A 23,100-nucleotide genomic window follows, 5' to 3' on the forward strand; every position below is an offset into this window, starting at 1 on the left:
CGGACTCACCCGGTGATCCTCTCAGGCGGCGGGGCGGCGCGGGGCGGCGGTGGCGGTCAGCGGGCGAACGGCTCCAGCATCACCGAGGCGGCCTTGAGCCAGCCCTGCCGCGTCTCCGCCTGGAGCTGGTGGTATTCGATCGAGGAGCCGGTCTCCAGCGCCGGATCGTAGGGCACCACGGCCACCGCCCGGGTCCGGGTGGCGAAGTGCCGTTCCAGGTCGTCCTGGAGCGAGGTGCGACCGGGGGTGGGGCAGGAGATCAGGGTGACCGCGTTGTCGGCCAGCTCGCCCATGCCCTCCTCGTGCAGCAGGTCGAGCATCCAGTCCGCGCTGAACGCGGCGTCCTCCCGGGGCACGGTGGTCACCACGAGCTGGTCGGCGGCCTGCATGACCGTGCGCCAGTTGGGGCTCTCCACGTTGTTGCCGGTGTCCACGCAGACCACGTCGTGGGTGCGGCGCAGCAGCTCCAGCACGCGCTTGACGGTGAACTGGTCCAGCCGCTGGGCGAAGCGCGGGCTCTCCTCGCCGGCCAGCACGTCGTAGGAGCCGTCGGAGGCGTGCCGCAGATAGTCGTCGAGGTGCTCCAGGAGGGTGGCGCCCTCCAGGATCTCGATCTGCGCGAGGTCGTGGACCATGTGCCGGATGGTGCGGGCGTGCCGGGCGCTGCCGGCGCGCAGCCCGAGGGTGCCCCGCAGCTCGTTGTCGTCCCAGGCCAGCACCCCGCGCCCGCGGACGCTGCCCACGGTGGCCGCGGCGAGCACGGTGGCCGTGGTCTTGTGCACCCCGCCCTTGGGATTGGCGAAGGCGAGCACCCGGGGCCCGCCCAGCTCGCGGCGGAGGACCCCGGTCGCCCGCTCCAGCTCGCTGTCCGGCCCCTGCGCGCGCCACTCCACCCGTGCCGGCTCGATCCGGGCCGGGTAACCCTCGGGCCGGGCCGGATAGGCGGGGGCGGGGGCGGGTGGGGGCGGCTCGGGGGCGGGGTGGGTCTCCGGCCGGTAGCGACCCCGGTCGAGCAGCGCGTAGCGGGACTCCACCGGGGCCGGGTCGGGCTGGTAGCCGGTGTCGAGCAGGGCGTACCGGGACTCGACCGAGGCGGTGCCCCGGCCCCGCGCCTGCGGCTCGGGATAGCCCGGCTCCGGCGGGTGGACCGGCTCGGCCCGCCAGGACGGCTCCGCGCGCGGCTCCGGCTCGGCGCGGTACGCGGGCTCCGCCCGGTAGGCCGGCTCGCCGCCGTGGCGCGGGTCGACCCGGTAGGCCGGCTCCACCCGGTAGGTCGCCTCGACGCGGTAGGCCGGCTCGGCGTCGAACGACGCGTCGGCGGGGCGGGCGACGGCCTGCGCCCGGCCCGTCCAGCCGGTGCCGGCGGCCCGCCGGGGCAGCGGGTCCTGGGTCGGCGGCGGGGGTTCGTCGGGGCGGTGGTCGGCGTCGGGGTGCTCCGCGCCGCGACCGCCGAGCCGGGCCCGGTCGAGCAGCGCCCGCCACCGTGGTGCCGGCTCAGCCTGCCGACCCCAACCGGTTTCGCTGCCATCCAAGGCCTCGCCCCTCCCCCAGCCCATCGATCTCCGCCTGACAGGCTACGAACGAAACCCTATTCGGACCACACCCCGGTGCGCACATCCCCCGGTGGCTCTCCTCACCGCCCCACCGGCCACGGGCCCGCCCACCTGCACGTCTCAGGAGGTGGGAGCGGGATTCGGCGGTCCCGGCCCGGTGGCGGGCCGGCCGGCGGCCGGTGAGGATCCGGTCACCGTCGGTGCGGATTCCGACGAATCGGCCATAGCGGCGCCCGGTGCCAGCCCGGTGTCGGCCGGCGGCCGGACCACGTCCCGCTGCTCCGGCAGCGGCGCGGTGAACACCGTGCGGTCCAACCGGCTCACCTCCGGGGCCGGGTCGACCGCGCGGACCCCGGACCGGGCGGCCAGCGCCCGCAGGGCGGCCGGGGCGTCCCGCACCACGGCGGCGTAGACGCAGGCGCAGGCCGCCCGATAGCCGGCCGCCTCCCGCGCCGCCACGACGGCCCCGGTGTCGTACACCCGGCGCAGCTCGGAATCGGCGGTGGCCGCCGGGGCGGCGGCGCGGGCCCGGTAGTCGGCGGCCTCCCGGTCCTTGCGCACGGCCACCTCGACCATCCCGGCGACCACGTCGTCCGGGACGCGCAACGCGGCGATCCGCACGATCTCGGTCTGCCGCCCGGGCACGGGCACCCGGGCCAGCACGGCGGAGACCGGGGCGCCGCCCAGCGCGGTGGCCACCTGCGCCGGCGTCAGGTACGCGGCGAACGACACCAGGGCGTAGCCGCCGGGCGCCGGGGCGTCGAGCCGGGCGAGTTCGTCGGCGGCGGCGCGCAGGTAGGCCGGCACGGAGTCCCCGTCGGCCACCCCGACCCGGGTCACCTCACCCACCGTGCGGTCCCCCACGGGCTCGTCCCGCCGCTGCGCGACGGCGACCACCAGCACCACCAGCGCGCAGGCCAGGGCCAGCCAGGTGAGCGCGGCGGAGCGCGACCGCCGCGGCGGCACGGTGTCGGTGCTCATCGGTCAGTCGCGCAGGATCTCCAGCGCCCGGGCCAGGTCGTCCGGGTAGTCGCTCACGAAGGTGACCTCGTCGCCGGTGCGCGGGTGCGCGAAGCTCAGCGAGCGGGCGTGCAGCCACTGCCGGCTCAGCTCGAGCCGGGCCGACAGGGTCGGGTCGGCGCCGTAGGTGAGGTCGCCCACGCAGGGGTGCCGCAGCGTGGAGAAGTGCACCCGGATCTGGTGCGTACGCCCGGTCTCCAGCCGCACGTCGAGCAGGCTGGCCGCGGGGAACGCCTCGAGGGTGTCGTAGTGGGTGATGCTCGGCTTGCCGCCGGAGACCACCGCCCAGCGGTAGTCGTGGTGCGGGTGCCGGTCGATCGGCGCGTCGATGGTGCCGCGCAGCGGGTCCGGATGGCCCTGCACCACGGCGTGGTAGCGCTTCTCCACCTCGCGGACCTTGAACGCCCGCTTCAACACGGTGTACGCCTGCTCGCTCTTGGCCACCACCATGACGCCGGTGGTGCCCACGTCGAGCCGGTGCACCACGCCCTGCCGCTCGGCGGCGCCGCTGGTGGAGATCCGGTGGCCGATCCCGGCCAGCCCGCCGATCACGGTCGGGCCGGTCCAGCCCGGGCTGGGGTGGGCGGCCACCCCGACCGGCTTGTCCACCACCACGATGTCGTCGTCGGCGTAGACGACGGTGAGGCCGGGCACCGCCTGCGGCACCACGGTCGGCGGGGCGGCCGGCGCGGGCAGCGTGACCTCCAGCCAGGAGCCCGCCTTGACCTTGTGCGAGTTGGGCCGGGCCGCGCCGTCGACCAGCGCGTCACCGGCGTCGACCAGCGTGGCCGCGGCCGTCCGGGACAGCCCGAAGAGCCGGGAGACGGCCTGGTCCAGGCGCATGCCGTCGAGCCCGTCCGGGACGGGCAGGGAGCGGTGGTCGCCGCCGGCGGCGAAGGCGGAGGTCACGCGCGCTCCCGCTGTGCGGCGGGGGTCTCGTCGCCGGAACGACCGGCGGTGGCCCGGGAGCCGTCCCGCTGCCGGCCGGTCAGCTCCAGGAACACCGCCAGCAGCACGCCGCAGACCAGCGAGCTGTCGGCCAGGTTGAACACGGGCCAGACCTGCCCGTACGGGTCGAAGAGGCTGACCATGTCGACCACGTGGCCGACGAAGTGCCCGGGGGCCCGGAAGACCCGGTCGGTGAGGTTGCCCAGCGCCCCGCCCAGCACCAGCCCGAGCGACACGGCCCAGGGCAGCGACCGCAGCCGCAGCGCCATCCAGGCGATCCAGGCGATCACGCCGATGGTGATCAGCGGGAAGACCCAGGTGTGGTCGGAGCCGATGCTCCACGCGGCGCCGCTGTTGCGGGTCAGGCTCAGGTAGACCGCCCCGCCGAGCAGCGACACCGGGCCGCGCCCGGTGAGCTCCGAGAGCGCGAGCTGCTTGGTGACCAGGTCGGCGACGAGGGAGGTCAGGGCCACCCCGAGCAGCAGGCCGGCCGCCTTGCGGCGGGGCGTGCCGGTGCCCGACTCGGCGGTGCCGGACCCGGCGGGCGGTGCTGCGGTCATCTGCTCCCCATCGACGCTCGCGACGGTGGCGGTCACCGTCTGCCGTTCGGCCGCCGGGGAACGGACGTCAGCGCCGTTCCTCCAGCTGCTTGCAGCTCACGCAGAGGGTGGCCGACGGGAAGGCGGCGAGCCGCTCCACCGGGATCGGGGTGCCGCACCGCTCACACCAGCCGTAGCCACCCTCGTCGAGACGCTCCAGCGCGCGCTCGACCTGCGTGATCCGCTCCTTGATGCTGTTGGCGAGTGAGATCTCCTGCTCGCGCTCGAACGTCTTGGTGCCGGTGTCGGCCTGGTCGTCCCCGGCCGAGTCGGTCAGCCGGTCGCGCTGCAGCTCGGTGATCTCGCTCAGCGTCTGATCGTACTCGGCGTTGAGCTCGTCCCGCCGTGCCGCCAGGGCGGCCCGGATCTTCTCGGTCTCCGCGGCGCTGCGGGTGGCCTTCGCCACCGGCTTGCGGCCGGCGGTCCTGGTGTCGGCTGGCTTCGCCATCGTCAGCTCCCTCAGCCGCGTGCCGCGGCGGTCAGCGTGCCTGGGCGGGGGTCGCCGGCAGCGGGCGTCCCCCATGTACGGAACGGGCGCACGGCGACAAGGCCGTGCACTCCGGAGGGTGGCAAGAATACGGAACGTACAGGCGTCCGACAACGTGCCGCACCGTCGCACCGCGTTTCAGCCCCGAACAGCCACCAATCGGGACAAAGGGAACGCTAGCAGATCAGCCGGTCCGGTCCTCGCCGTACTCGCCAAACCACCGGGCCAACCGGCCTCGCCGGCTCACCGCGCGCAGCCGCCGCTCCGCCTCATCCCGCACCTCGGCGGTCGCCACGATGAGCAGGCTGTCGCCGACCTTCAACCGGGTGTCCGGGCCGGGCACGAAGCCCACCCCGTCGCGCAGCACCAGCGTCACCGAGGCGCCCACCGGCAGCCGCAGCTCGTCCACGTGCACCCCGCCCAGCCGGGAGCCCGGCGGCACCTCCAGCTGGAGCAGGTCGGCCCGCATCCGCTCCAGCGGGGCCGTCTCCAGCAGGATCTCCGCGGCCTCGGCCGGCGCGGTCACCCCGAGCCGGCGGGCGGCCGGCGCCAGGGTCCCGGCCTGGAGCAACGTGAAGATCACCACCAGCACGAAGACCGCGTCGAAGAGCCGGTCGGCGCCCGGCACCCGCAGCGAGAGCGGGATGGTGGCCAGCACGATCGGCACCGCGCCGCGCAGCCCGGCCCAGGAGAGGAAGAGCTGCTCGCGCAGCCCGAACCGGAACGGCAGCGCGGACACCGCCACCGACAGCGGCCGGGCCAGCAGCAGCAGAGCCAGCCCGGTGACCACCGCCGGCAGCACCGCCGCGTCCAGCCGGCCCGGCGAGACCAGCAGGCCGAGCAGCACGAACAGGCCGATCTGGGCCAGCCAGGCCAGGCCGTCGGCGAAGCCCAGGATGGCCTGCCGGTGCGGCAGCCGCGCGTTGCCGAGCAGCACGCCGGCCACGTAGACGGCCAGGAAGCCCGAGGCGTGCAGCACCGAGCCGGCCGCGTACGCCAGCACCGTGAAGCCGACCACCGCGATCGGGTAGAGGCCGCTGGACGGCAGGGCGGCCCGGCGCAACGCGTACCGGCCGGTGATCCCGGCGGCCACCCCGACCGCCGCGCCGACGCCCAGCTCGTAGCCGACCAGGAGCACCTCGTACCACCACGGGTGGGCGGCCTCCACCCCGGCCCGGGACAGCAGCAGCACCAGGATGACGACCGGCGCGTCGTTGATCCCGGACTCGGCCTCCAGGGTCGCCACCAGGCGGGGCGGCAGGCGCAGCCGGCGCAGGGTGGCGAAGACGGCCGCCGCGTCGGTGGAGGAGAGCACCGCGCCGTAGAGCAGCGCCAGCCGCCAGTCCAGGCCGAGCAGCAGGTGCACCACGACGCCCACGACCAGGATGCTGACCAGCACGCCGACCGTGGAGAGCGCGGCGGCCAGACCGAGCACCGGCCGCAGGGTGCTCCACCGGGCGCTCAACCCGCCCTCCGCGATGATCACGATGAGCGCGCAGAAGCCGAGCACCCGGGTCAGCTCGACGTCGTCGAACCGGATGCCCAGGCCGGCCTCGCCGATGGCCACCCCGAGCGCCAGGTAGGCCAGGAGGCTGGGCACGCCGAGCCGGGTGGAGAACCGCACCGCGCCCACCGCGACCAGCAGGACGGCGGCGCCGACCAGCAGCGCGACGTCGAGCCCCGGCGTCATTCGCGGCCGGTCCGCGGGCGCGTCACCCGGCCGATCCGTCGCGGAGCCGCCGGAGCAGGTCGGGCAGCCCGGGGGCCGGGTGCTCGACCAGGAAGAGCTTGTCCCGGCTGGCCGCGCCGGCGCGCAGGGAGACCGCCGCCGGCCGGACGCCGAGCGCGTCGGCCAGGGCGCGGCGGGCCGCCTCGGTGGCCCGGCCGTCCACCGGGGGCGCGTTCACCGCGACGACCAGGGCGGGACCGTGCGGCCCGTCGAACCGGCCGCCGACCCGGGCCCGCGAGGCGCCGGGCTTCACGCGTACGGCGACCGTGAGCGTGTCGTCCATGGCCACCATGATCAGTGCGGCCGGGATTCGGCGAGCAGCGTGGTGGCCGGCGCGCACCGGCCGCACGGGGTGAAGCCCAGCCCGACCGCCTCGGCGACCGGCAGCGGCTCGTCGGCCCGGCCCACCAGCTGGTGGCAGCCGGGCAGGTGGAAGCGGGGGTGGCCGTCGACCACCCGGACCTCGCCGTCTAGCCGGACCAGCTGGGCGACCTCCCCGGCGGTGAGGAACTCGGCCGGCGGATCACCCTCGAACGGGCCGTCCGGCGCCGGCGACGTGGGCGTCGGCGCGTCGGAGGCCGTCTCGGCGCGGGACGGGCCGCGCGGGGCGGGCGGCGAGTAGGGCTCGGCCGGCGGGTCGAACGGGCCGGGCTCGAACGGCCCGGGCTCGAACGGATCGACCGGCGGGCTGTACGCGGCGGCCGGCGGGTCGGCCGGGTCGGCCACCGGTGGCCCGGGCGGTTGCCGCCTCCCGGGTCCACCGGTGCCGACCGGCGACGTGCTGTGCGGGACCGGGACCTCCGGCTCGTCCTGGGACAGGCGCGACGGTGCGGTCCTGCGGCGCGGCCCGGTCTCCCGGCCCGCCGTGGCCCGGGCCGCGGCCGCCTGGCGGGCGAACGCGACGAGAGCGACGGCGGCCAGCAGGCTGGCCGCGATCGAGGTGATCAGCAGCGGGCTGGACCCACCGGCCAGCCCGGCCACCAGGAGCACGACCGCGACGAGGATGAGCAGGATGCTGGCGGCTATCACGGCTCACCCCCGGCCGCGTCGTGTCGGTCTGCTGCGTTGCCGGTGGCCGCCGCGGGGACGGCCACCGACGCCGGGATCAGCGGCCGGACTCCAGCGAGCCCGTGCGACCGCCGCCGTAGGAGCCGGCGAGGCCGGCGGTGGCGAGGCCGTTGCTGCCGCCGCCGGCGGCGCGGGCGCCCTCGGAGCGGTTCATCTCGACCTCGAGGCCCTGGCCGCGACCGTCGAGGTCGCGCAGCTGGCTCTCCAGGTACGCCTTGAGGCGGGTGCGGTACTCGCGCTCGAACTGCTTGAGCTCCTCGATGTGCTTCTGCAGCGCGGTGCGCTTGGCGTCCAGGCCGCCCATGGCCTCCTGGTGCCGCTGGCGGGCGTCCCGCTCCAGGGCGTCGGCCTTGGCGCGGGCCTCGCGGGTGACCTCCTCGGCCTTGGAACGGGCCTCGGAGAGCAGCTGGTCGGCCTCGCGCCGGGCGTCGGACACGTGGTCGTCGGCGGTGCGCTGGGCCATCATGAGCACCCGCAGCGCCTGCTGCTCGCCGTCGGCGGCGGAGGCCGCCGGGCCACCCTGGGCGCGGACCTGCTCCAGCTCGGCCTGCATCGCCCGGGCCGCCTGCTCGGCGGCCGCCTTGTCGCGCTGCACCCGGTCGAGCTGGGCCTTCACGTCGTTGAGCTCGGCCGCGAGGCGGGCGTCGCCGCCGGGACCGGCGGGAGCGCCACCCCGACCGCCGCGCTCCACCTGGGCGCGCAGCTCGTTGTTCTCCTCGATCAGACGGGCGAGCTCGCGCTCAACCTCGTCCAGGAAGGCGTCGACCTCCTCCTCGTCATAGCCCCGCTTGCCGATCGGCGGCTTTTTGAAGGCGACGTTGTGGACGTCGGCCGGGGTCAGCGGCATCGAAACTCCTCGGGTCAGTTGCGGCCGCGAAAGCGCTCTGGTCAGGCAAAGGCCAGGATCAGGCGCCTAAACACGAACTCCATCAGCACGAACAGGATAACCAGGAGCACAAGGGAGGCCAGGTCGATGCTCACGGTACCAATTCGCAGTGGTGGGATCACACGCCTCAACGCGCGCAGGGGCGGATCAGTGACGCTCCACACGACTTCGAGTCCCGCGGATGCTCCACGACCCGGTTGCCAGCGGCGACCATAGGCCAGAACGGCGCCGAGGACAAATCGGGCCAACAGCACAAGCAGGAAGAAATACAGGAGCAGATAGAGCACCTGGAACAGGATCGACAACACGGCAGGCGACGTCCCTCGGTCGTGCGGGCTAGCTCAGGCTGAAAAAGCCGCCCTCAGCGATCTTGGCCTTGTCCTCCGCGGTGACCTGGACGTTGGCCGGTGAGAGCAGGAACACCCGGTTGGTCACGCGCTCGATCGTACCGCGCAGGCCGAACGCCAGCCCGGCAGCGAAGTCGACCAGCCGGCGGGCATCCGCCTCGTCCATCTCGGTGAGGTTGATGATCACGGGTACGCCGTCGCGGAAGTGCTCACCGATGGTGCGCGCCTCCCGGTACGTGGTCGGGTGCAGGGTCGTGATCTGGTAGCGCTGCTCGTCCTCCACCACGGCCCGCTCGCGCGGCTGGGCCTGCGGCGCCAGGGCGAGGTTGTCGCGGGTGTGGTAGGTCAGCGCGCCGGAGGTCTCGCCCGCGCCGGAGCGGGTGATCGACCGGACGCTGGACCGCTCGGTCCGCTCCGGCCGCTCCATCTCGGCACGATCGTTCTCGACGGCGCGGCTCGACGCGCGCTCGGTCAACCGGCCCCGGTCGCCGACCCGGCCCCGGCTCGCCGGCGGCTCCTCGGACTCGTCGTCCTCGTCGTCGGCGAACTCCTCCGAGTAGCGGCTCGACCGGTAGCGCGACTCGCGGTAGCCACCCTTGTCGTAGCCACCGTCCTCGTACGCCCGCTCCTCGTCCTCCTCGACGAGACCGAGCCAGACCCCCGCCTTGCGCAGTGCACCCATCCCCGCGCCCTTCCGTCCGCCGTGCGGCACGCGCCCCCGTGCCGTGTCGCTTGATCACGAGTGGACAACGATGCCCACCGGACCGGATCGGCAATCCCCTGGCGAGCGATTCGCGGTCCGCCCCCCACGGCCCCCGGCTACGGGAACGCCGTTCCTAACAACACTGCTGTAATTTGCTTCTTTCGCGGTCAGGCTACCGCAGCGTGGGGCGCATTCCGAGCAACGCGCTGCCGACGCGGACATGTGTCGCGCCATATCCGATCGCAATTTCCAGATCACCGCTCATGCCCGCCGAGAGCACCGTCGCACCGGGATGGTCGGCGCGGAATCGCGCCGCCACCTCGGCGAGCCGGGCGAACGCCCGGTCCGGCTCCCAGCCCAGCGGGGCGACCGCCATCAGGCCGGCGAGCCGCAGCCCGCCGGCCCCGGCCACCGCGGCGGCCACCGGACCGAGCCCCCGGTCCGGGTCGGCCGCGTCCGGCAGCGCCCCGCCGCGGGCGGGGTCGCCGTCGACGCTCACCTGCACGAGCACGTCGAGTGGCCGGTCCCGGGCGGCGGCCGCGGCGCCGTCCAGGGCGGCGGCCAGCCGCACGCTGTCGACCGACTGGACCACGTCGGCGTAGCGGACCACCGAGCGGGCCTTGTTGCGCTGGAGCTGGCCGATGAAGTGCCAGCGTGGCGCCGCCCCGGCGGCGGCCGCCTCGGCGGCCTTCGGGGCGGCCTCCTGGTCGCGGTTCTCCCCCACGTCGGTCACCCCGAGCCCGGCCAGCGCGACCACGTCGGCGGCCGGGTACGTCTTGGTCACCGCGACCAGGGTGACCTCGCCCCGGTCCCGCCCGGCCGCCGCGCAGGCGTCGGCGATGCGGCCCCGGACCCGGGCGAGGCCGGCCGCGAGCTCGGCGCGACGGTCAGGTCGCACCGTGGTCCGTGAATCGGTCATCGGTGCGGCTCAGGACCCGTTCTTGAGGAAGTCCGGCACGTCGACGTCGTCGAAGAGCACCCGGCGCGGCGACTGCTGCGGGGCCGGCATGGTGGCCGGCGGGCTCACCGGCGCGTTCGCCTGGGTCGGCGGGTTCTGGTTGGTCTTGCGGGACGGCTCGACCGCCTTGTAGGCCGGCGCGCCGCCGTCGAAGCCCGCCGCGATCACGGTCACCCGCACCTCGTCGCCCAGCGCGTCGTCGATGACCGCGCCGAAGATGATGTTGGCGTCCGGGTGGGCCGCGTCGGTGACCAGCTGGGCGGCGTCGTTGATCTCGAAGAGGCCCAGGTCGGAACCGCCGGCGATGGAGAGCAGCACGCCCCGCGCGCCGTCCATGCTCTGCTCCAGCAGCGGGCTGGAGATGGCCGCCTCGGCCGCCTCCACGGCGCGGTTCTCGCCGCGGGCGCTGCCGATGCCCATGAGCGCGCTGCCCGCGCCGCTCATCACGCTCTTCACGTCGGCGAAGTCCAGGTTGATCAGACCCGGCGTGGTGATCAGGTCGGTGATGCCCTGGACACCGGAGAGGAGCACCTGGTCCGCGGTGCGGAAGGCGTCCATCATGGAGATGTTGCGGTCACCGAGCGCGAGCAGCCGGTCGTTCGGGATCACGATGAGCGTGTCGCACTGGTTGCGCAGCTCCTCGATGCCCGACTCGGCCTGCACCTGGCGGCGCTTGCCCTCGAAGGAGAACGGCCGGGTGACCACGCCGATGGTGAGCGCGCCGAGCTTGCGGGCGATGTTGGCCACGACCGGCGCGCCGCCGGTGCCGGTGCCGCCGCCCTCGCCGCAGGTCACGAAGACCATGTCGGCGCCCTTGAGCACCTCCTCGATCTCGTCGCGGTGGTCCTCGGCGGCGTTCTTGCCGACGTCCGGATTGGCGCCGGCCCCCAGCCCACGGGTCAGCTCCCGGCCGACGTCGAGCTTGACGTCGGCGTCACTCATGAGCAGCGCCTGCGCGTCGGTGTTGATCGCGATGAACTCGACGCCCTTGAGCCCAACCTCGATCATCCGGTTGACGGCGTTCACGCCGCCACCCCCGATGCCGACGACCTTGATGACCGCCAGGTAGTTGTGCGGAGGTGTCATCTCCGGTCCTTTCCCTTCGAGATTGGCATGGGCCGACCCCACACGGCTTGGCCAGACCAGCGGCGGAGCATTTCCCAGCTGTTCCGACGGCTGAAACCCTCACCCTCTACTAGAGGCTTAGAGCGATGTCAACCACTGATCTCTTCGGGGCAACGTATGCGCCGCCGCGCGCTGAGCCAAGGACCTTTCCGGCGTGTCGCCCATGGAGCGGGCCGGCTCACCCCGGCTGACCGGCGGATCACTGGAAGGTGACCACGTCCGGCGCGCTGACGTCGATCGTGTCGGCCTTCCGACCGAGCAGGGCGGTGGCCACCTTGGACTTGTCCGGGCTGCGGGTCGCGTCGCCCCAGACCACCTTCCGGTCGTCGCGCAGCAGCAGGGTGATCCGGGCCAGCCCGGCCACGTCCACCGCGACCAGCTCCGCGCGCAGCTTCGGGCTGAGCGCCGCGAGCACGTCCAGCCCGGCGCGGGTGCCGGGATCGTCGGGGGCCGGGCTGCCCACCCGGACGACCGGCAGCCCGGCGGGGGCCTGGTCCAGGCTCTGGAAGACCACACCGGCCCGGTCCACGACAGCCCAGCGCTCGCCCTGCGGCACGGCGGCCACCGGGGTCCGCTCGACCACCCGGATCACCAGGGCGCCCGGCCAGTCCCGCTCCACCGTGGCCCGCTCCACCGCGGCGAGCGTGCCGACCCGGCGGGCGGTCGCGGCCAGGTCCACCCGGGCCAGCGGAGCGTCGTCCGGCACGGCCGCCGCGTCGCGCACCTCGACCGGGGTCACCAGCGTCGCGCCGACCACCCGTACCTCCCGGACACCGAACAGGCCGGTGCCCAGCACGGTCCAGGCGACCAGCCCGGCGACCGCCAGCACGGCGACCGTGACCGCCCAGGGCAGCGCCGCGCGCATCCGCCGCTGCCGGGCCCGGGCCATGAAACGCCGGGTGGACGGGGGTACGGCGTCCGCGCCCGCCCGGACCAGCTGCCACCGCCGGGCCGGGCTGCGCCGACCGGCCCCGCCGTCCTGGCCGGGAGTGCGGCCGCGGGCCGGGCCGGGGCTCATCCGGCCGTGGCCGCCGCGCCGTCCGGGTCGACGCCGCTGCCGATCGCCGCGGCGCCACCGGTCCGGGCCAGCAGGGCGTCGAGCAGCTGGTCGCCCATCAGCGAGATCGGCGGCGCGCCCATGGTGACCACCACGTCACCCGGCCGCGCCCGGCGGGCCACCTCGGCCGGCACGTCGTCCCACGCCTCGACGAAGACCTTCCGGTCCGGAGGCAGCGGCACCACCGACAGCAGCGCGGCCGAGCCCTCGCCGGGCTGCCGCAGCTCGCCCGGCCCGAAGACCTCCAGCAGCACCAGCTCGTCGGCGATGCCGAGGGCGGCGGCGATCTCCGCCTGGAGGTCGCGGGTCCGGTAGAGCCGGTAGGGCTGGAACACCACGATCAGCCGGCCCTCGCCGGCCACCTCGCGGAGCGTCTGCAGCGCCAGCGTCATCGAGGTCGGGTGGTAGGCGTACTCGTCGTAGACCAGCACGCCGTCCGCGACGCCCTTGCGCTCGAAGCGCCGCCGCACGCCGGGGAACGCGCCGAGCGCGGCCTCCGCCGCCGTGATCGGCAGCTCCAGCAGGTACGCGGCGAGCACCGCCGAGGCGCTGTTGAGCCCCATGTGCCGCCCCGGCACCGGGAGCCGGATCTCGCCCAGCGACCGGCCCTCGATCTCGGCCAGGTAGCGCACCCCCTGCGCGGAGGAGGCCATCCCGCTCAGCCTCAGGTCGGCGTCGGCGGACTCGCCGTACGTCCAGACCCGGCGCCCCTCGGCCCGCAGCGTCTCGGCCAGCCGCCGCCCGCCCGGGTCGTCGGCGCAGGTGACGATGAAGCCCTCCGGGTCGGTGAGCCGGGCGAACTCGGCGAAGGTCGCCTCCAGGTTGGCCAGGTCGCCATAGGTGTTGAGGTGGTCGGCCTCGATGTTCGTGATGATCGACACGTACGGGCGGTAGATGAGGAACGAGCGGTCGCTCTCGTCCGCCTCGACCACGAAGTATTCGCCCGTGCCGTGGTGCGCGCCCGAGCCGACCTCGGAGATCTCGCCGCCGATCACGAAGGACGGGTCGGCGCCGGCCTGCTGGAGCACCATGGTGACCATCGAGGTCGTGGTGGTCTTGCCGTGGGTGCCGGCGACCGCCACGGTCGCGCGGCCGGTCATGGCGGCGGCGAGGGCCTCGGAGCGGTGCAGCACCCGCAGCCCGCGCCGGCGCGCCTCCACCATCTCCAGGTGGTCCTGCGGGATGGCCGAGGAGTAGACGACCGTGTCCACGCCGTCGAGGTTGGTCGCCTCGTGGCTCATGTGGATGGTGCCGCCCAGCGCCCGCAGCCCGGCCAGGGAGGGCCACTCCCGCAGCTCGCTGCCGGAGACCGGCAGGCCCCGGGTGAGGAAGAGCCGGGCCAGGCCGCTCATGCCGACGCCGCCCACGCCGATCAGGTGGATCCGGCCCAGGTCCTCCGCGGTCATCGTGCCGGCGGGGGTGAACTGCGCGGTGTTCATGAGACGTACCTTCCGGTCGCGGCGGCCATCACTGCGCCACCGTTGTTCGCGACTGCGGGGCTCGCCGGCTCACTCCTCGCGCTCACCGGCTCACCGCCTCGTAGACGAAGTTCAGCAGGGCCACGTCGCCGTCGCGCCGGCCGTACGCGGCCGCGGCCGCGCCCATCGCGGCGAGCCGCTGCGGGTCCCGGACCAGCGGGATCACGGTGCGCTCCACCCAGGCCGGGGTCACCTCGGCGTCGTCGACGAGCAGCCCGCCGCCCGCCTCCACCACGGGCAGCGCGTTGCGCTTCTGCTCCTGGTTGCTGTGCGGGTAGGGCACGTAGATGGTGGGCAGCCCGATGGCGGCCACCTCGGCGCAGGTCATGGCGCCGCCGCGGCCCAGCATCAGGTCGGCGGCCGCGTAGCCCAGCTCCATCTCGGACAGGTAGGGCAGGGTCACGTAGGGCACCGGCAGGTCGGTGGGGACCGAGACCGGCTCGTTGCGGGCGCCGATCACGTGCAGCACCTGCACGCCGTTGCGGGCCAGCTCCTTGGCCGCCCCGGAGACCGCCAGGTTGATCGAGCGGGCGCCCTGCGAGCCGCCGGCCACGAAGAGCACCGGCAGGTCGGGACGCAGCCCGAAGTGGGCGCGGGCGGCGTTGCGCACGGCGGCCCGGTCCAGCCCGGCGATGCCCCGGCGCAGCGGCACCCCGACCACCCGGGCGTCGCGCAGCGACTCGGCCTGTGCCGGCTGGTGCGGGAAGCCGACCGCGACGTTCTTGGTGAACTTCATGCCGAGCCGGTTGGCCACGCCCGGCGGCACGTTCACCTCGTGGATGACGATGGGCAGCTCGCGCCGCCACGCGGCCAGGTAACCGGGGACCGAGACGTACCCGCCGAAGCCGATCACGACGTCGGCCCGCACCTCGTCGAGCACCTTGCCCGCCGCGCGGGACGCCTTCCACATCCGGTCCGGGGTGCGGACCAGGCTCATGTTGACCGAGCGGGGCAGCTGGTAGGCCGGGATCTGGCGCAGGTCGTAGCCGGCCGGCGGGATCAGCTCGTTCTCCAGCCCCTTGGGTGTGCCGAGGCAGGTGATCCGGACGCTCGGGTCGTGTCGGCGCAGGCAGTCGGCGAAGGCGAGCAACGGATAGATGTGCCCACCCGTGCCGCCTCCGCAGAGCACCACCGAACGCAGCGGACCCATCAGCGTCTCCTCTCGCTCGCCGTGCCGGCGCGCGCCCGGTCGGACCGGGCGCCGCGGGCCGCGGCCTGGTCGTCCTGCCGCCGCGGGCGGGACCGGGGCACGGACCCTCGGTCCGCCGGTGGCGGCGCCGGTCGGCGGCGCCGGCCGGGAAGCGGCGGCAACGGGGCCCACACTAGTCGGACCCACCGGGCCGGCGGACGGGCATGCAGGGCCCGGGCCGCGTCCGGCTCGGCGCGGGCGAAGGAGGCGAGCATCCCGACGGCGGCCAGGGTCACCACGAGGGCGCTGCCGCCGTCGGAGATGAAGGGCAGGGGTACGCCGGTGAGCGGCAGCAGCCCGGTGACCCCGCCGATGTTGATGACGGCCTGGCCGACCAGCCAGGCGGTGACCCCGGCGGCGGCGAGCCGGCGGAACGGGTCCTCCACCCGGCGGGCGATCCGCAGCCCGGAATAGGCCAGCACGGCGAAGAGCACCAGCACCACCGTGCAGCCGACCACCCCCAGCTCCTCGGCGATCACCGCGAAGATGAAGTCGTTGTGCGCCTCGGGCAGCCAGCCGAACTTGGCGCTGCTCTTGCCGAGCCCGACGCCGAACCAGCCGCCGTTCTCCAGCGCGAAGCGGGCCTGGACGAGCTGGTAGCAGTTCGGCAGCTGCTCGTCGAAGCAGGTCTTCGGGTCGGGTGGGTCGAGGAACGAGGTGAGCCGCCCGAGCCGGTAGTTGTCGGCGTCCCGGGATCCGGAGCCGGCGCCGAGCGACGCGGCGGCGACCAGCAGGCCCACGCCGGCCAGGCCGACCGCGGAGAGGGCGGCGAACACCCGCAGCCGCACCCCGGCCGCCCAGAGCATCCCGACCACCAGGGCGAGCAGGCAGAGCATGCTGCCCAGGTCGTTGTAGCCGACCAGCACGAAGAGCAGGCCGACCACCGGGAACAGCGGGGTGGCCAGCTCCTTCCACCAGCCGAGCGCGGCGCCCTTGCGGGCCAGCACGTGCGCGCCCCAGAGCACCAGCGCGAACTTCGCCACCTCGACCGGCTGCACCGAGATCGGGCCGACGTAGAGCCAGAGCAGCTGGGCCTTGAGCGGGCCGAGCGACTTGACGCGGAACAGCGCCTCCAGCGCGACCAGCAGGTTGAGGACCAGCAGGAGCACCACGGCCACCCCGAGGAAGGGCCGCGACACCGCCCGGAACGTCCGGCCGGGCAGCCGTTGGCAGGCCCAGAAGGCGACGATCCCGATCACCGCGAAGATCGTCTGCTTGACCAGGGACGCCGTGGCGTTCCCCTCCTCGGCGTAGTCCTTCACGCTGGTGGCCGAGAAGACCATGGTGAGGCCGATCAGCAGCAGCAGGCCGGCGCTGGAGAGCAGCAGGTAGTAGGAGGCCAGCGGCCGGGCCAGCAGGCCACGCAGCGCGGCCAGCCCGCCGGCCGCGTCCAGCCCGAGCAGCGGCCCGGGCGGGTCGGCCGGGCGGGTCGCCGCGGGCGGCCGGCGGGCCTGCGTGTCGGTCGCGCCCTCGGTGTCTCTCGCCTCCCCCACCCGCCCATCATGGCGGCTCGACCCGCCCGTCCGTGGCGCAACCGCCCGGTCGGCGTGTCGGAACGCGAAACGGCGGGATCCCTGGTAACACCCAGGGATCCCGCCGTGACGCAGCGGCAGCCGGTCAGCTCACTGCGGCGAGGAACTCGCTGTAGAACAGGCCCAGCGCGATGGCCACACCGATGCCGGCGATGATCCAGAAGCGGACCACGATGTTGACCTCGCTCCAGCCGGCCAGCTCGAAGTGGTGCTGGAGCGGCGACATGCGGAACACCCGCTTGCCGGTGGTGCGGAACGAGATGATCTGGATCACCACGGACATCGTGATGATCACGAAGAGGCCGCCGATGATCGGCAGCAGCAGGATGGTCCGGGTCGACATCGCCATGCCGGCGATCAGCCCGCCCAGGCCGAGCGCGCCGGTGTCGCCCATGAAGATCCGGGCCGGCGAGGTGTTCCACCAGAGGAAGCCGACGCAGGCCCCGGCCGCCGCGCCCGCGATCAACGCGATCTCCAGCGGGTCCCGGACCGAGTAGCAGTACGCCTCGGTGTAGTTCGGGTCGGCGCACCAGTGCCGGTACTGCCAGAAGGCGATCAGCGCGTACGCGGCGAGGACCATCACCGAGGCGCCGGTGGCCAGGCCGTCGAGACCGTCGGTGAGGTTCACCCCGTTGGTCGCCGCCATCACGACCAGGATGATCACGATGATCGCCCCGATCTTGCCGATCTCCAGGGCCGGGATGTCCCGGATGAAGCTCAGCATGGTGCTGCCGACGGTCTCGGTGTTGGTGGCGTTGCCGCGGACGTCGGTCATGCTGCTCGGGAAGTAGAGCGCCACCACGCCGAAGATCGCGCCGACCAGGATCTGGCCGGCGAGCTTGCCGCGCTTGTTGAGGCCGCCGCTGTGCCGCTTGCGGACCTTCAGGAAGTCGTCGATGAAACCGACCGCACCGGAGAACACCATGAGCCCCAGCAGCACCAGCGCCGTGATGGTCGGCTCGACCTGGGCGATCTGCGCGTCCGGCAGGGTGGTCAGGGCCAGGTGGCCGGCGACGTACGCGATCACCGTGGCCAGGATGAAGACCACGCCGCCCATGGTCGGCGTGCCCTTCTTGCCCTGGTGCATGGCCGGGCCCTCGGCCCGGATCGGCTGGCCGGCCTTGAGCCGGGTGAACACCTTGATCGCGATCGGGGTGCAGAAGAGCGAGATGAGGAAGGCGACCCCGATGGCGACGATCACCGCCCTCATGCAGCAGACCCCTTCTCGGCGTCCGCGCGCAGCGCGTCCGCCACCTCCCAGGTGCGGTACCGGGAGCCCTTCACCAGCACCACGTCACCCGGACGTAGCTCGCTCCGCAGCACCTCGACGGCCGCCGCCTGATCGGTGAGCAGCACCGACTCTCCTCCCCAGTTGCTTACCGCTGTCGCGCCTTCGTGGATCGGCGCCGCCGGCTCGCCCACCACGAGGAGCCGGTCGACACCCAGTTCGGCCGCGAGCCGGCCGACCTGCTGGTGCCCCTCCCGTTCGAAGTCGCCCAACTCGGCCATGTAGCCGAGCACCGCGACGGTACGCCCCGTACCCCGCATGCTGGCCAGCGCCCGCAGCGCCACGCCGGTGGAGGCCGGGTTGGCGTTGTACGAGTCGTCGATGAGGATCACCCCGTCGGGGCGTTCCAGCACGTCCATCCGGCGGGTGGAGACCAGGCCCAGCTCGCCGAGGGCCACCGCCAGGTCGGTCAGGGGCAGGCCCAGCTCGCGGGCGACCGCCGCGGCGGCCAGCGAGTTGGACACCTGGTGCCGGCCGGTCAGCCCGAGCCGCACCGGCGCGCTCCCCTCCGGCGTCACGAGGGTGTACGAGGCACGGCCCCGCCCGTCCACCGTCACGTCCACCGCGCGCACGTCGGCCCGCTCGGACTCGCCGTAGCGGACCACCCGGGCCCGCGTGCGCGACGCCATGGCGTCGACCCGCGGGTCGTCGGCGTTGAGCACGGCCAGCCCGTCGGCGGGCAGCGCCTCGACCAGCTCCCCCTTGGCGAGCGCGATCGTCTCCACCGAGCCGAACTCGCCGATGTGCGCCACCCCGACGTTGAGCACCACGGAGATCCGCGGCGGCACCACCTCGCACAGGTAACGGACGTGCCCCACCCCCCGGGCGCCCTTCTCCATCACCAGGTAGCGGGTTTCCGGGCCGGCCTGCAACGCCGTGTACGGGTGCCCCAGCTCGTTGTTGAACGAGCCGGGCGGCGCCACGGTCGGGCCGAGCCGGACGGCGAGCTGGGCGATCAGGTCCTTGGTGGTGGTCTTGCCGGACGAACCGGTCAGCCCGATGACGGTCAGGCCGGGCAGCCGGTCGACCACCGCGCGGGCCAGCCGCCCCATCGCGTCGAGCGCGTCGCCGACCAGCACCATCGGCACGCCGGGGACCTCGCGGGTGCCGAGCACGGCCACCGCGCCGGAGGAGACGGCGCCGGCCGCGTAGTCGTGCCCGTCCACCTTCTCGCCCGGGAAGGCGACGAAGAGGCCGCCGGGGGTGACCTTGCGGGAGTCGAACTCCACCGAGCCGGTCACCCGGGCGTCCGGGTCGGCGGCGACGAGGCGGCCGTCGACCGCGGCGGCCACCTCGGCCAGGGTCAGCGGGATCACGGCTGCCCCACCAGGTCGCCGAAGCGGGCGCGCAGCGCCTCCGCCAGCTCCACCCGGTCGTCGAACGGCAGCACCTCGCCGTTGATCTCCTGGCCGCGCTCCTGCCCCTTGCCCAGCAGCGCCACGATGTCCCCCGGTTCGGCCACCCGGACCGCCTCCTCGATCGCGGCCCGCCGGCCGGGCGCCTCGATGATCCGCGCGCCGGTGCCCGCCGCGTACGCGCCGGCCAGCACCTCGGCCCGGATCGCGACCGGGTCCTCCGTGCGCGGGTTGTCGTCGGTCACCAGCACCACGTCGGCGCCCCGCGCGGCGGTGGCCCCCATCACCGGCCGCTTGCCCCGGTCCCGGTCGCCGCCGGCGCCGAGCACGCAGATCAGCCGGCCGTCGGTCAGGTCGCGCAGCGCCACGAGGACCGCCTCGATGGCGTTCGCCTTGTGCGCGTAGTCGACGACCCCGCGGACCGGGGCGTCCCCGCTGACCAGTTCCAGCCGGCCGGGGACCCCGCCGCAGGCGGCCACGCCGCGGGTCGCGGTCGCCGGGTCGACCCCGGCGGCCACCAGGATGGCGACGGCCAGCAGCGCGTTGGCCACGTTGTGCCGGCCGGGCAGGGCCACCCCGGTGGGCAGGGCGAGCCCGTCGGGGCCGTGCACGGTGAAGCGCTGCGCGTAGCCCTCGCCGCCGATCCCGTCGGCCCACCAGGTGGCGGTCGGGTCGCCGGCCGCCGAGTAGGTCACGGTCGCCGGCTTGAGCAGCGGCCGCAGCGCCGGGTCGTCGTGGTTGAGCACCTCGACGCGGCAGCGCCCGTCGAAGAGCTTCGCCTTGGCGGCGAAGTAGTCCGCCTCGTCGGCGTGGAAGTCCAGGTGGTCGGAGCCGAAGTTGGTGTAGCCGCCGACGTCGAACCGGACCCCGCCGACCCGGCCCATGGCCAGGGCGTGGCTGGAGACCTCCATGACCACGGTGTCCACCCCGCGTTCGCGGGCCACCGCCAGCATGGCGTGCAGGTCGGTCGCCTCGGGGGTGGTCCGGACGCTGTCGATCACCAGGTCACCGAGCCGGGTCTCCACCGTGCCGATCAGGCCGGTGGTGTGCCCGGCGGCGCGCAGCCCGGACTCGATGAGGTAGCTCGTCGAGGTCTTGCCGGCCGTGCCGGTCACGCCGATCATCGTGAGCCCGGCGGTCGGGTCGCCGTAGACGGTGGCGGCGATCTCGCCGAGCACCGCCCGGGGGTCGTCGACGACCAGCACGGGCAGGCCCGCGCCGGCGGCCAGCGCGACACCGGCCGGGTCGGTCAGCAGGGCCACCGCGCCCGCCGCGGCCGCGCCGGCGGCGAACTCCGCGCCGTGCCGGCGGGCGCCGGGCAGGGCCGCGTACAGGTCGCCGGGGCGGACCTCCTGGCTGGCGTGGGTCACCCCGGTGACGGCCACCTCGGCGGCCCCCTCCGGCGGCGCGACGGCCAGCCGTGCGGCGAGGTCGCCGAGCCGGACGGGATTCACGGTCGCGGGACGTGGATTGCCGGGCACGGCGTCAGACCCTACCCGGTCGTCCGGTTCCGACCGCACAGCCGCCCCGGTGGTTCGTCGCCACTCACCGATGATGTCCCGCCCTCCCGGCTCAGTGCGGAAAGACCTCGAACTTCGGGGACTTGTTGGTCGCCGAGGGCGGCACCCGGTAGTGCCGGAGAGTGAAGGACATCATCTCCCGGAAGGCCGGCGCGGCCACCTGACCGCCCTCACCGCCCGGGCTCCAGACGAAGACCGCCACCACGTACCGGGGATTCTCCGCCGGGGCCATCCCGATGAACGAGGCCACCTCGCCGGGCTGGCGCTTGCCGCCCTCGTAGCGCAGGCCGGTGCCGGTCTTGCCGGCCACCCGGTAGCCGGGCACCGCGGCGGCCAGGCCGGTGGCCCGCCCGTCCGGGCCGTCGACCGTGGTGACCGCCTCCAGCATCCGGCGCAGCGCGGCCGCGTTGGCCGGGCTGAGCACCGAGCGGGTGACCGGGGCGGCGCCGGGCTTCTTCCTACCGTCCGGGCCGATCACGTTCTTGATCAGGTGCGGCTGGACGTAGGTGCCGCCGTTGGCGATGGCGGCGTACGCGGCGGCCATCTGCAACGGGGTGGCGTCCACGCTGTGCCCGATCGGCACCGACCCGTACGACGAGCCGCTCCACTCGCCGGCGGGGAGCAACCGGCCGGAGGCCTCCCCGGGCATGCCCTCGCCGGTGGGCTGCCCCAGCCCGAACCGCTTCTGGTAGTCGATCAGGCGGTCCTTGCCCAGCCGGTCGGCGATCTCGATGGTCGCGACGTTGGAGGAGAAGGCGAGCATGCCCGGGATGCTCATGGTCCGCCCGTTGGCCGGGTGGGTGTCCGTGAAGGGCACGCCGCCCCTGTTGATGCTGTTGGCCACCGGAAAGGTGGTGTCCGGGGTGATCACGCCCTCCTGGAGGGCCGCGCCGTAGGTGATCGCCTTGTGGATCGAGCCCGGGTCGACGATGAAGCTGGTGGCCGCGTCCTCGCGGTCGGACGGGGAATTGACCTTGGTCGGATCGGCGGCGTTGTAGGTGGGGAAGCTCGCCTGGGCCAGCACGTCGCCGGTGCCGACCTCCATGACCACCGCGGCGCCGACGCTGTTGCGGGTCTGCGCCATCCCCTCGGACAGGATCCGCTGCGTCCGGAACTGGACGTCGCGATCGATCGTGAGCTCCAGCGAGCTGCCCGGCTGGGCCGGGGTGGTCTGGCTGTAGCCGCCCGGGATCGGCGCGGCGAGGTCGCCCTGCCCCACCTCGTACCGCTTCCTGCCGGGCTTGCCCTCGAGGACGTCGTCGTACTTCGCCTCGAGCCCTTCGAGGCCGTTCATGTCCTGGCTGACGAAGCCGAGCAGGTTGGCGGCCAGATCGCCACCGGGCACCTCGCGCCGCTCGTCGCGGTGCACGCCGATGCCGGCCAGGTCCAACGCCACGATCTGCTTGGCCCGGTCGATGTCGACGCCGCGCGCCAGGTATTCGAACTGCGACCAGCCGCCACCGGGCAGCTTGCGGGGCTTCATCTTCCCGGCCAGCTCCGAGGCGGGCACGCCCAGCAGCGGGGACAGCAGCCGGGCGGTGGCGGCCCGGTCCTTGACCTGGGTGGGGTCGGCGAAGACGTACCGCGCCTCGACGCTGTGCGCCAGCGGGGCGCCCGTGCGGTCGTAGATCGCCCCGCGCGGGGCCGGCAGCTCCACCACGGCGAGCCGGCTGGCGAGCCCGCCGTCGGCGTACGCCGGGGTGCTGACGGTCTGGAGGTAGACCAGCCGGATGCCGATGGTGGTGAAGAGCGCGAGCACGAGCAGGGTGCCGAGCCGCAGCCGGCGACGCGGGTCGGCGAGCTTGGGCGGGCGGCGCGGCTTGCGGACCGGCCGCCGGGCGGCGGCCGGTCGCGCGGGACGCCGGGGCCCGGACCGGCGCCGCGGCGCCGGCAGGTCGTCGTCGTCGAACGGCTCGTGCACCGGCCGGCCGGAGACGGTCCGCACCACACCGGCCCGGCCACCGGCCGCGGTCTCCCGGCGGCCGGCGCGGGTCGCCCCGGTCCGGCCGCCGTCGAGCACCTGCAACGCCGGGCGGAACGGGTCGCCGGAGCGGCTGCTGCGCGGGGTACGCCGTTGCTCGGCGCCACCACCGGTGCGGGCCGCGCCGCCACCCTCCCGGATGGTCCGGCCGCGCGGGGTGTACGCCCGGGCGTCGGAGATGCCGTTGACGCCCGGCTCCCGGTGCTCCGCGCCCCGCGACGAGCCGCGCCGGGAGCCCGTGGCGTCCCGGCGCGGTTCATCCGATCTCGGCGGCACT

The 23,100-nt window shown here is 74.5% G+C and carries 21 protein-coding genes; all 21 read right to left on the reverse strand.

Features of this window, described 5'->3' with window-relative positions; all coding sequences use genetic code 11:
• Positions 1-56: 56 nt before the first annotated feature.
• The 21 genes from ACQP12_RS24405 to ACQP12_RS24505 all read right to left on the reverse strand — a co-directional run bounded on the left by ACQP12_RS24405 (position 57) and on the right by ACQP12_RS24505 (position 23,099).
• Entirely contained in the window at positions 57-1,532 is a 1,476-nt protein-coding gene (locus ACQP12_RS24405; RefSeq protein ID WP_433282321.1) for an AAA family ATPase, read from the reverse strand.
• 141 nt (positions 1,533-1,673) lie between these two features.
• Positions 1,674-2,534 (reverse strand): hypothetical protein, encoded by an 861-nt coding sequence (locus ACQP12_RS24410; protein WP_433282323.1) that lies wholly within the window; start codon positions 2,532-2,534, stop codon positions 1,674-1,676.
• 3 nt (positions 2,535-2,537) lie between these two features.
• Positions 2,538-3,482 carry an RluA family pseudouridine synthase gene (locus ACQP12_RS24415; protein WP_357939928.1) on the reverse strand — a complete coding sequence of 315 codons (945 nt, stop codon included), beginning with the start codon at positions 3,480-3,482 and terminating at the stop codon, positions 2,538-2,540.
• On the reverse strand, positions 3,479-4,081 hold the full coding sequence (lspA, locus tag ACQP12_RS24420) for a signal peptidase II (RefSeq protein ID WP_433282325.1): 603 nt from the start codon (positions 4,079-4,081) through the stop codon (positions 3,479-3,481). The genes ACQP12_RS24415 and lspA overlap by 4 nt, the downstream gene beginning before the upstream one ends.
• 67 nt (positions 4,082-4,148) lie before the next feature.
• On the reverse strand, positions 4,149-4,568 hold the full coding sequence (locus tag ACQP12_RS24425; RefSeq protein WP_357939924.1) for a TraR/DksA family transcriptional regulator: 420 nt from the start codon (positions 4,566-4,568) through the stop codon (positions 4,149-4,151).
• 223 nt (positions 4,569-4,791) lie between these two features.
• Positions 4,792-6,297 (reverse strand): potassium/proton antiporter, encoded by a 1,506-nt coding sequence (locus ACQP12_RS24430; RefSeq protein WP_357939921.1) that lies wholly within the window; start codon positions 6,295-6,297, stop codon positions 4,792-4,794.
• Between the two features lie 22 nt (positions 6,298-6,319).
• Positions 6,320-6,628 carry a DUF167 domain-containing protein gene (locus ACQP12_RS24435; protein ID WP_357939919.1) on the reverse strand — a complete coding sequence of 103 codons (309 nt, stop codon included), beginning with the start codon at positions 6,626-6,628 and terminating at the stop codon, positions 6,320-6,322.
• A 2-nt stretch (positions 6,629-6,630) separates the two neighbouring features.
• The gene (locus ACQP12_RS24440; RefSeq protein WP_433282329.1) at positions 6,631-7,365 is read right to left on the reverse strand and encodes a hypothetical protein; all 735 of its coding nucleotides are present in this window, start codon (positions 7,363-7,365) and stop codon (positions 6,631-6,633) included.
• 76 nt (positions 7,366-7,441) lie between these two features.
• Entirely contained in the window at positions 7,442-8,251 is an 810-nt protein-coding gene (locus ACQP12_RS24445; RefSeq protein WP_433282331.1) for a DivIVA domain-containing protein, read from the reverse strand.
• A gap of 41 nt (positions 8,252-8,292) precedes the next feature.
• Entirely contained in the window at positions 8,293-8,598 is a 306-nt protein-coding gene (locus ACQP12_RS24450) for a YggT family protein (RefSeq protein ID WP_091268049.1), read from the reverse strand.
• A 28-nt stretch (positions 8,599-8,626) separates the two neighbouring features.
• A complete protein-coding gene (locus ACQP12_RS24455; protein ID WP_433282333.1) occupies positions 8,627-9,319 on the reverse strand; it encodes a cell division protein SepF in 693 nt (230 codons plus the stop codon).
• A 193-nt stretch (positions 9,320-9,512) separates the two neighbouring features.
• The gene (locus ACQP12_RS24460; protein WP_357939910.1) at positions 9,513-10,259 is read right to left on the reverse strand and encodes a YggS family pyridoxal phosphate-dependent enzyme; all 747 of its coding nucleotides are present in this window, start codon (positions 10,257-10,259) and stop codon (positions 9,513-9,515) included.
• A gap of 9 nt (positions 10,260-10,268) precedes the next feature.
• Entirely contained in the window at positions 10,269-11,384 is a 1,116-nt protein-coding gene (gene ftsZ, locus ACQP12_RS24465; RefSeq protein ID WP_151464449.1) for a cell division protein FtsZ, read from the reverse strand.
• Between the two features lie 238 nt (positions 11,385-11,622).
• Positions 11,623-12,441, reverse strand: coding sequence for a cell division protein FtsQ/DivIB (locus tag ACQP12_RS24470; RefSeq protein WP_357939907.1), 819 nt, complete (start codon positions 12,439-12,441; stop codon positions 11,623-11,625).
• Positions 12,438-13,919, reverse strand: coding sequence for a UDP-N-acetylmuramate--L-alanine ligase (gene murC / locus ACQP12_RS24475; protein ID WP_433282336.1), 1,482 nt, complete (start codon positions 13,917-13,919; stop codon positions 12,438-12,440). The genes ACQP12_RS24470 and murC overlap by 4 nt, the downstream gene beginning before the upstream one ends.
• An 82-nt stretch (positions 13,920-14,001) precedes the next feature.
• Positions 14,002-15,108: an undecaprenyldiphospho-muramoylpentapeptide beta-N-acetylglucosaminyltransferase gene (gene murG, locus ACQP12_RS24480; protein WP_357939903.1), complete on the reverse strand. Its 1,107-nt coding sequence runs from the start codon at positions 15,106-15,108 to the stop codon at positions 14,002-14,004.
• A complete protein-coding gene (locus tag ACQP12_RS24485) occupies positions 15,108-16,550 on the reverse strand; it encodes an FtsW/RodA/SpoVE family cell cycle protein (protein ID WP_357940079.1) in 1,443 nt (480 codons plus the stop codon). The genes murG and ACQP12_RS24485 overlap by 1 nt, the downstream gene beginning before the upstream one ends.
• Positions 16,551-16,764: 214 nt before the next feature.
• On the reverse strand, positions 16,765-17,889 hold the full coding sequence (mraY, locus tag ACQP12_RS24490) for a phospho-N-acetylmuramoyl-pentapeptide-transferase (protein ID WP_357939900.1): 1,125 nt from the start codon (positions 17,887-17,889) through the stop codon (positions 16,765-16,767).
• Positions 17,886-19,283: a UDP-N-acetylmuramoyl-tripeptide--D-alanyl-D-alanine ligase gene (locus ACQP12_RS24495; protein WP_433282339.1), complete on the reverse strand. Its 1,398-nt coding sequence runs from the start codon at positions 19,281-19,283 to the stop codon at positions 17,886-17,888. The genes mraY and ACQP12_RS24495 overlap by 4 nt, the downstream gene beginning before the upstream one ends.
• On the reverse strand, positions 19,280-20,842 hold the full coding sequence (locus ACQP12_RS24500) for a UDP-N-acetylmuramoyl-L-alanyl-D-glutamate--2,6-diaminopimelate ligase (protein WP_357939896.1): 1,563 nt from the start codon (positions 20,840-20,842) through the stop codon (positions 19,280-19,282). Before ACQP12_RS24500 ends, ACQP12_RS24495 begins: the two co-directional genes overlap by 4 nt.
• A gap of 52 nt (positions 20,843-20,894) precedes the next feature.
• Positions 20,895-23,099: a peptidoglycan D,D-transpeptidase FtsI family protein gene (locus ACQP12_RS24505; protein ID WP_433282341.1), complete on the reverse strand. Its 2,205-nt coding sequence runs from the start codon at positions 23,097-23,099 to the stop codon at positions 20,895-20,897.
• Between the last annotated feature and the right edge of the window lies 1 nt (position 23,100).

The sequence above is a fragment of the Micromonospora sp. CA-244673 genome, from assembly GCF_050948395.1.
Classification (GTDB): domain Bacteria; phylum Actinomycetota; class Actinomycetes; order Mycobacteriales; family Micromonosporaceae; genus Micromonospora.

Excerpts from the sequence above, each read along its gene's own strand:
- ACQP12_RS24445 (WP_433282331.1), bottom strand. The coding sequence starts at position 8,251 with ATGCCGCTGACCCCGGCCGACGTCCACAACGTCGCCTTCAAAAAGCCG.
- murG (WP_357939903.1), bottom strand. The coding sequence starts at position 15,108 with ATGGGTCCGCTGCGTTCGGTGGTGCTCTGCGGAGGCGGCACGGGTGGG.
- murC (WP_433282336.1), bottom strand. The coding sequence starts at position 13,919 with ATGAACACCGCGCAGTTCACCCCCGCCGGCACGATGACCGCGGAGGAC.
- ACQP12_RS24435 (WP_357939919.1), bottom strand. The coding sequence starts at position 6,628 with ATGGTGGCCATGGACGACACGCTCACGGTCGCCGTACGCGTGAAGCCC.
- lspA (WP_433282325.1), bottom strand. The coding sequence starts at position 4,081 with ATGACCGCAGCACCGCCCGCCGGGTCCGGCACCGCCGAGTCGGGCACC.
- ftsZ (WP_151464449.1), bottom strand. The coding sequence starts at position 11,384 with ATGACACCTCCGCACAACTACCTGGCGGTCATCAAGGTCGTCGGCATC.
- ACQP12_RS24455 (WP_433282333.1), bottom strand. The coding sequence starts at position 9,319 with ATGGGTGCACTGCGCAAGGCGGGGGTCTGGCTCGGTCTCGTCGAGGAG.
- ACQP12_RS24470 (WP_357939907.1), bottom strand. The coding sequence starts at position 12,441 with ATGAGCCCCGGCCCGGCCCGCGGCCGCACTCCCGGCCAGGACGGCGGG.
- ACQP12_RS24460 (WP_357939910.1), bottom strand. The coding sequence starts at position 10,259 with ATGACCGATTCACGGACCACGGTGCGACCTGACCGTCGCGCCGAGCTC.
- mraY (WP_357939900.1), bottom strand. The coding sequence starts at position 17,889 with ATGAGGGCGGTGATCGTCGCCATCGGGGTCGCCTTCCTCATCTCGCTC.
- ACQP12_RS24410 (WP_433282323.1), bottom strand. The coding sequence starts at position 2,534 with ATGAGCACCGACACCGTGCCGCCGCGGCGGTCGCGCTCCGCCGCGCTC.
- ACQP12_RS24425 (WP_357939924.1), bottom strand. The coding sequence starts at position 4,568 with ATGGCGAAGCCAGCCGACACCAGGACCGCCGGCCGCAAGCCGGTGGCG.
- ACQP12_RS24430 (WP_357939921.1), bottom strand. The coding sequence starts at position 6,297 with ATGACGCCGGGGCTCGACGTCGCGCTGCTGGTCGGCGCCGCCGTCCTG.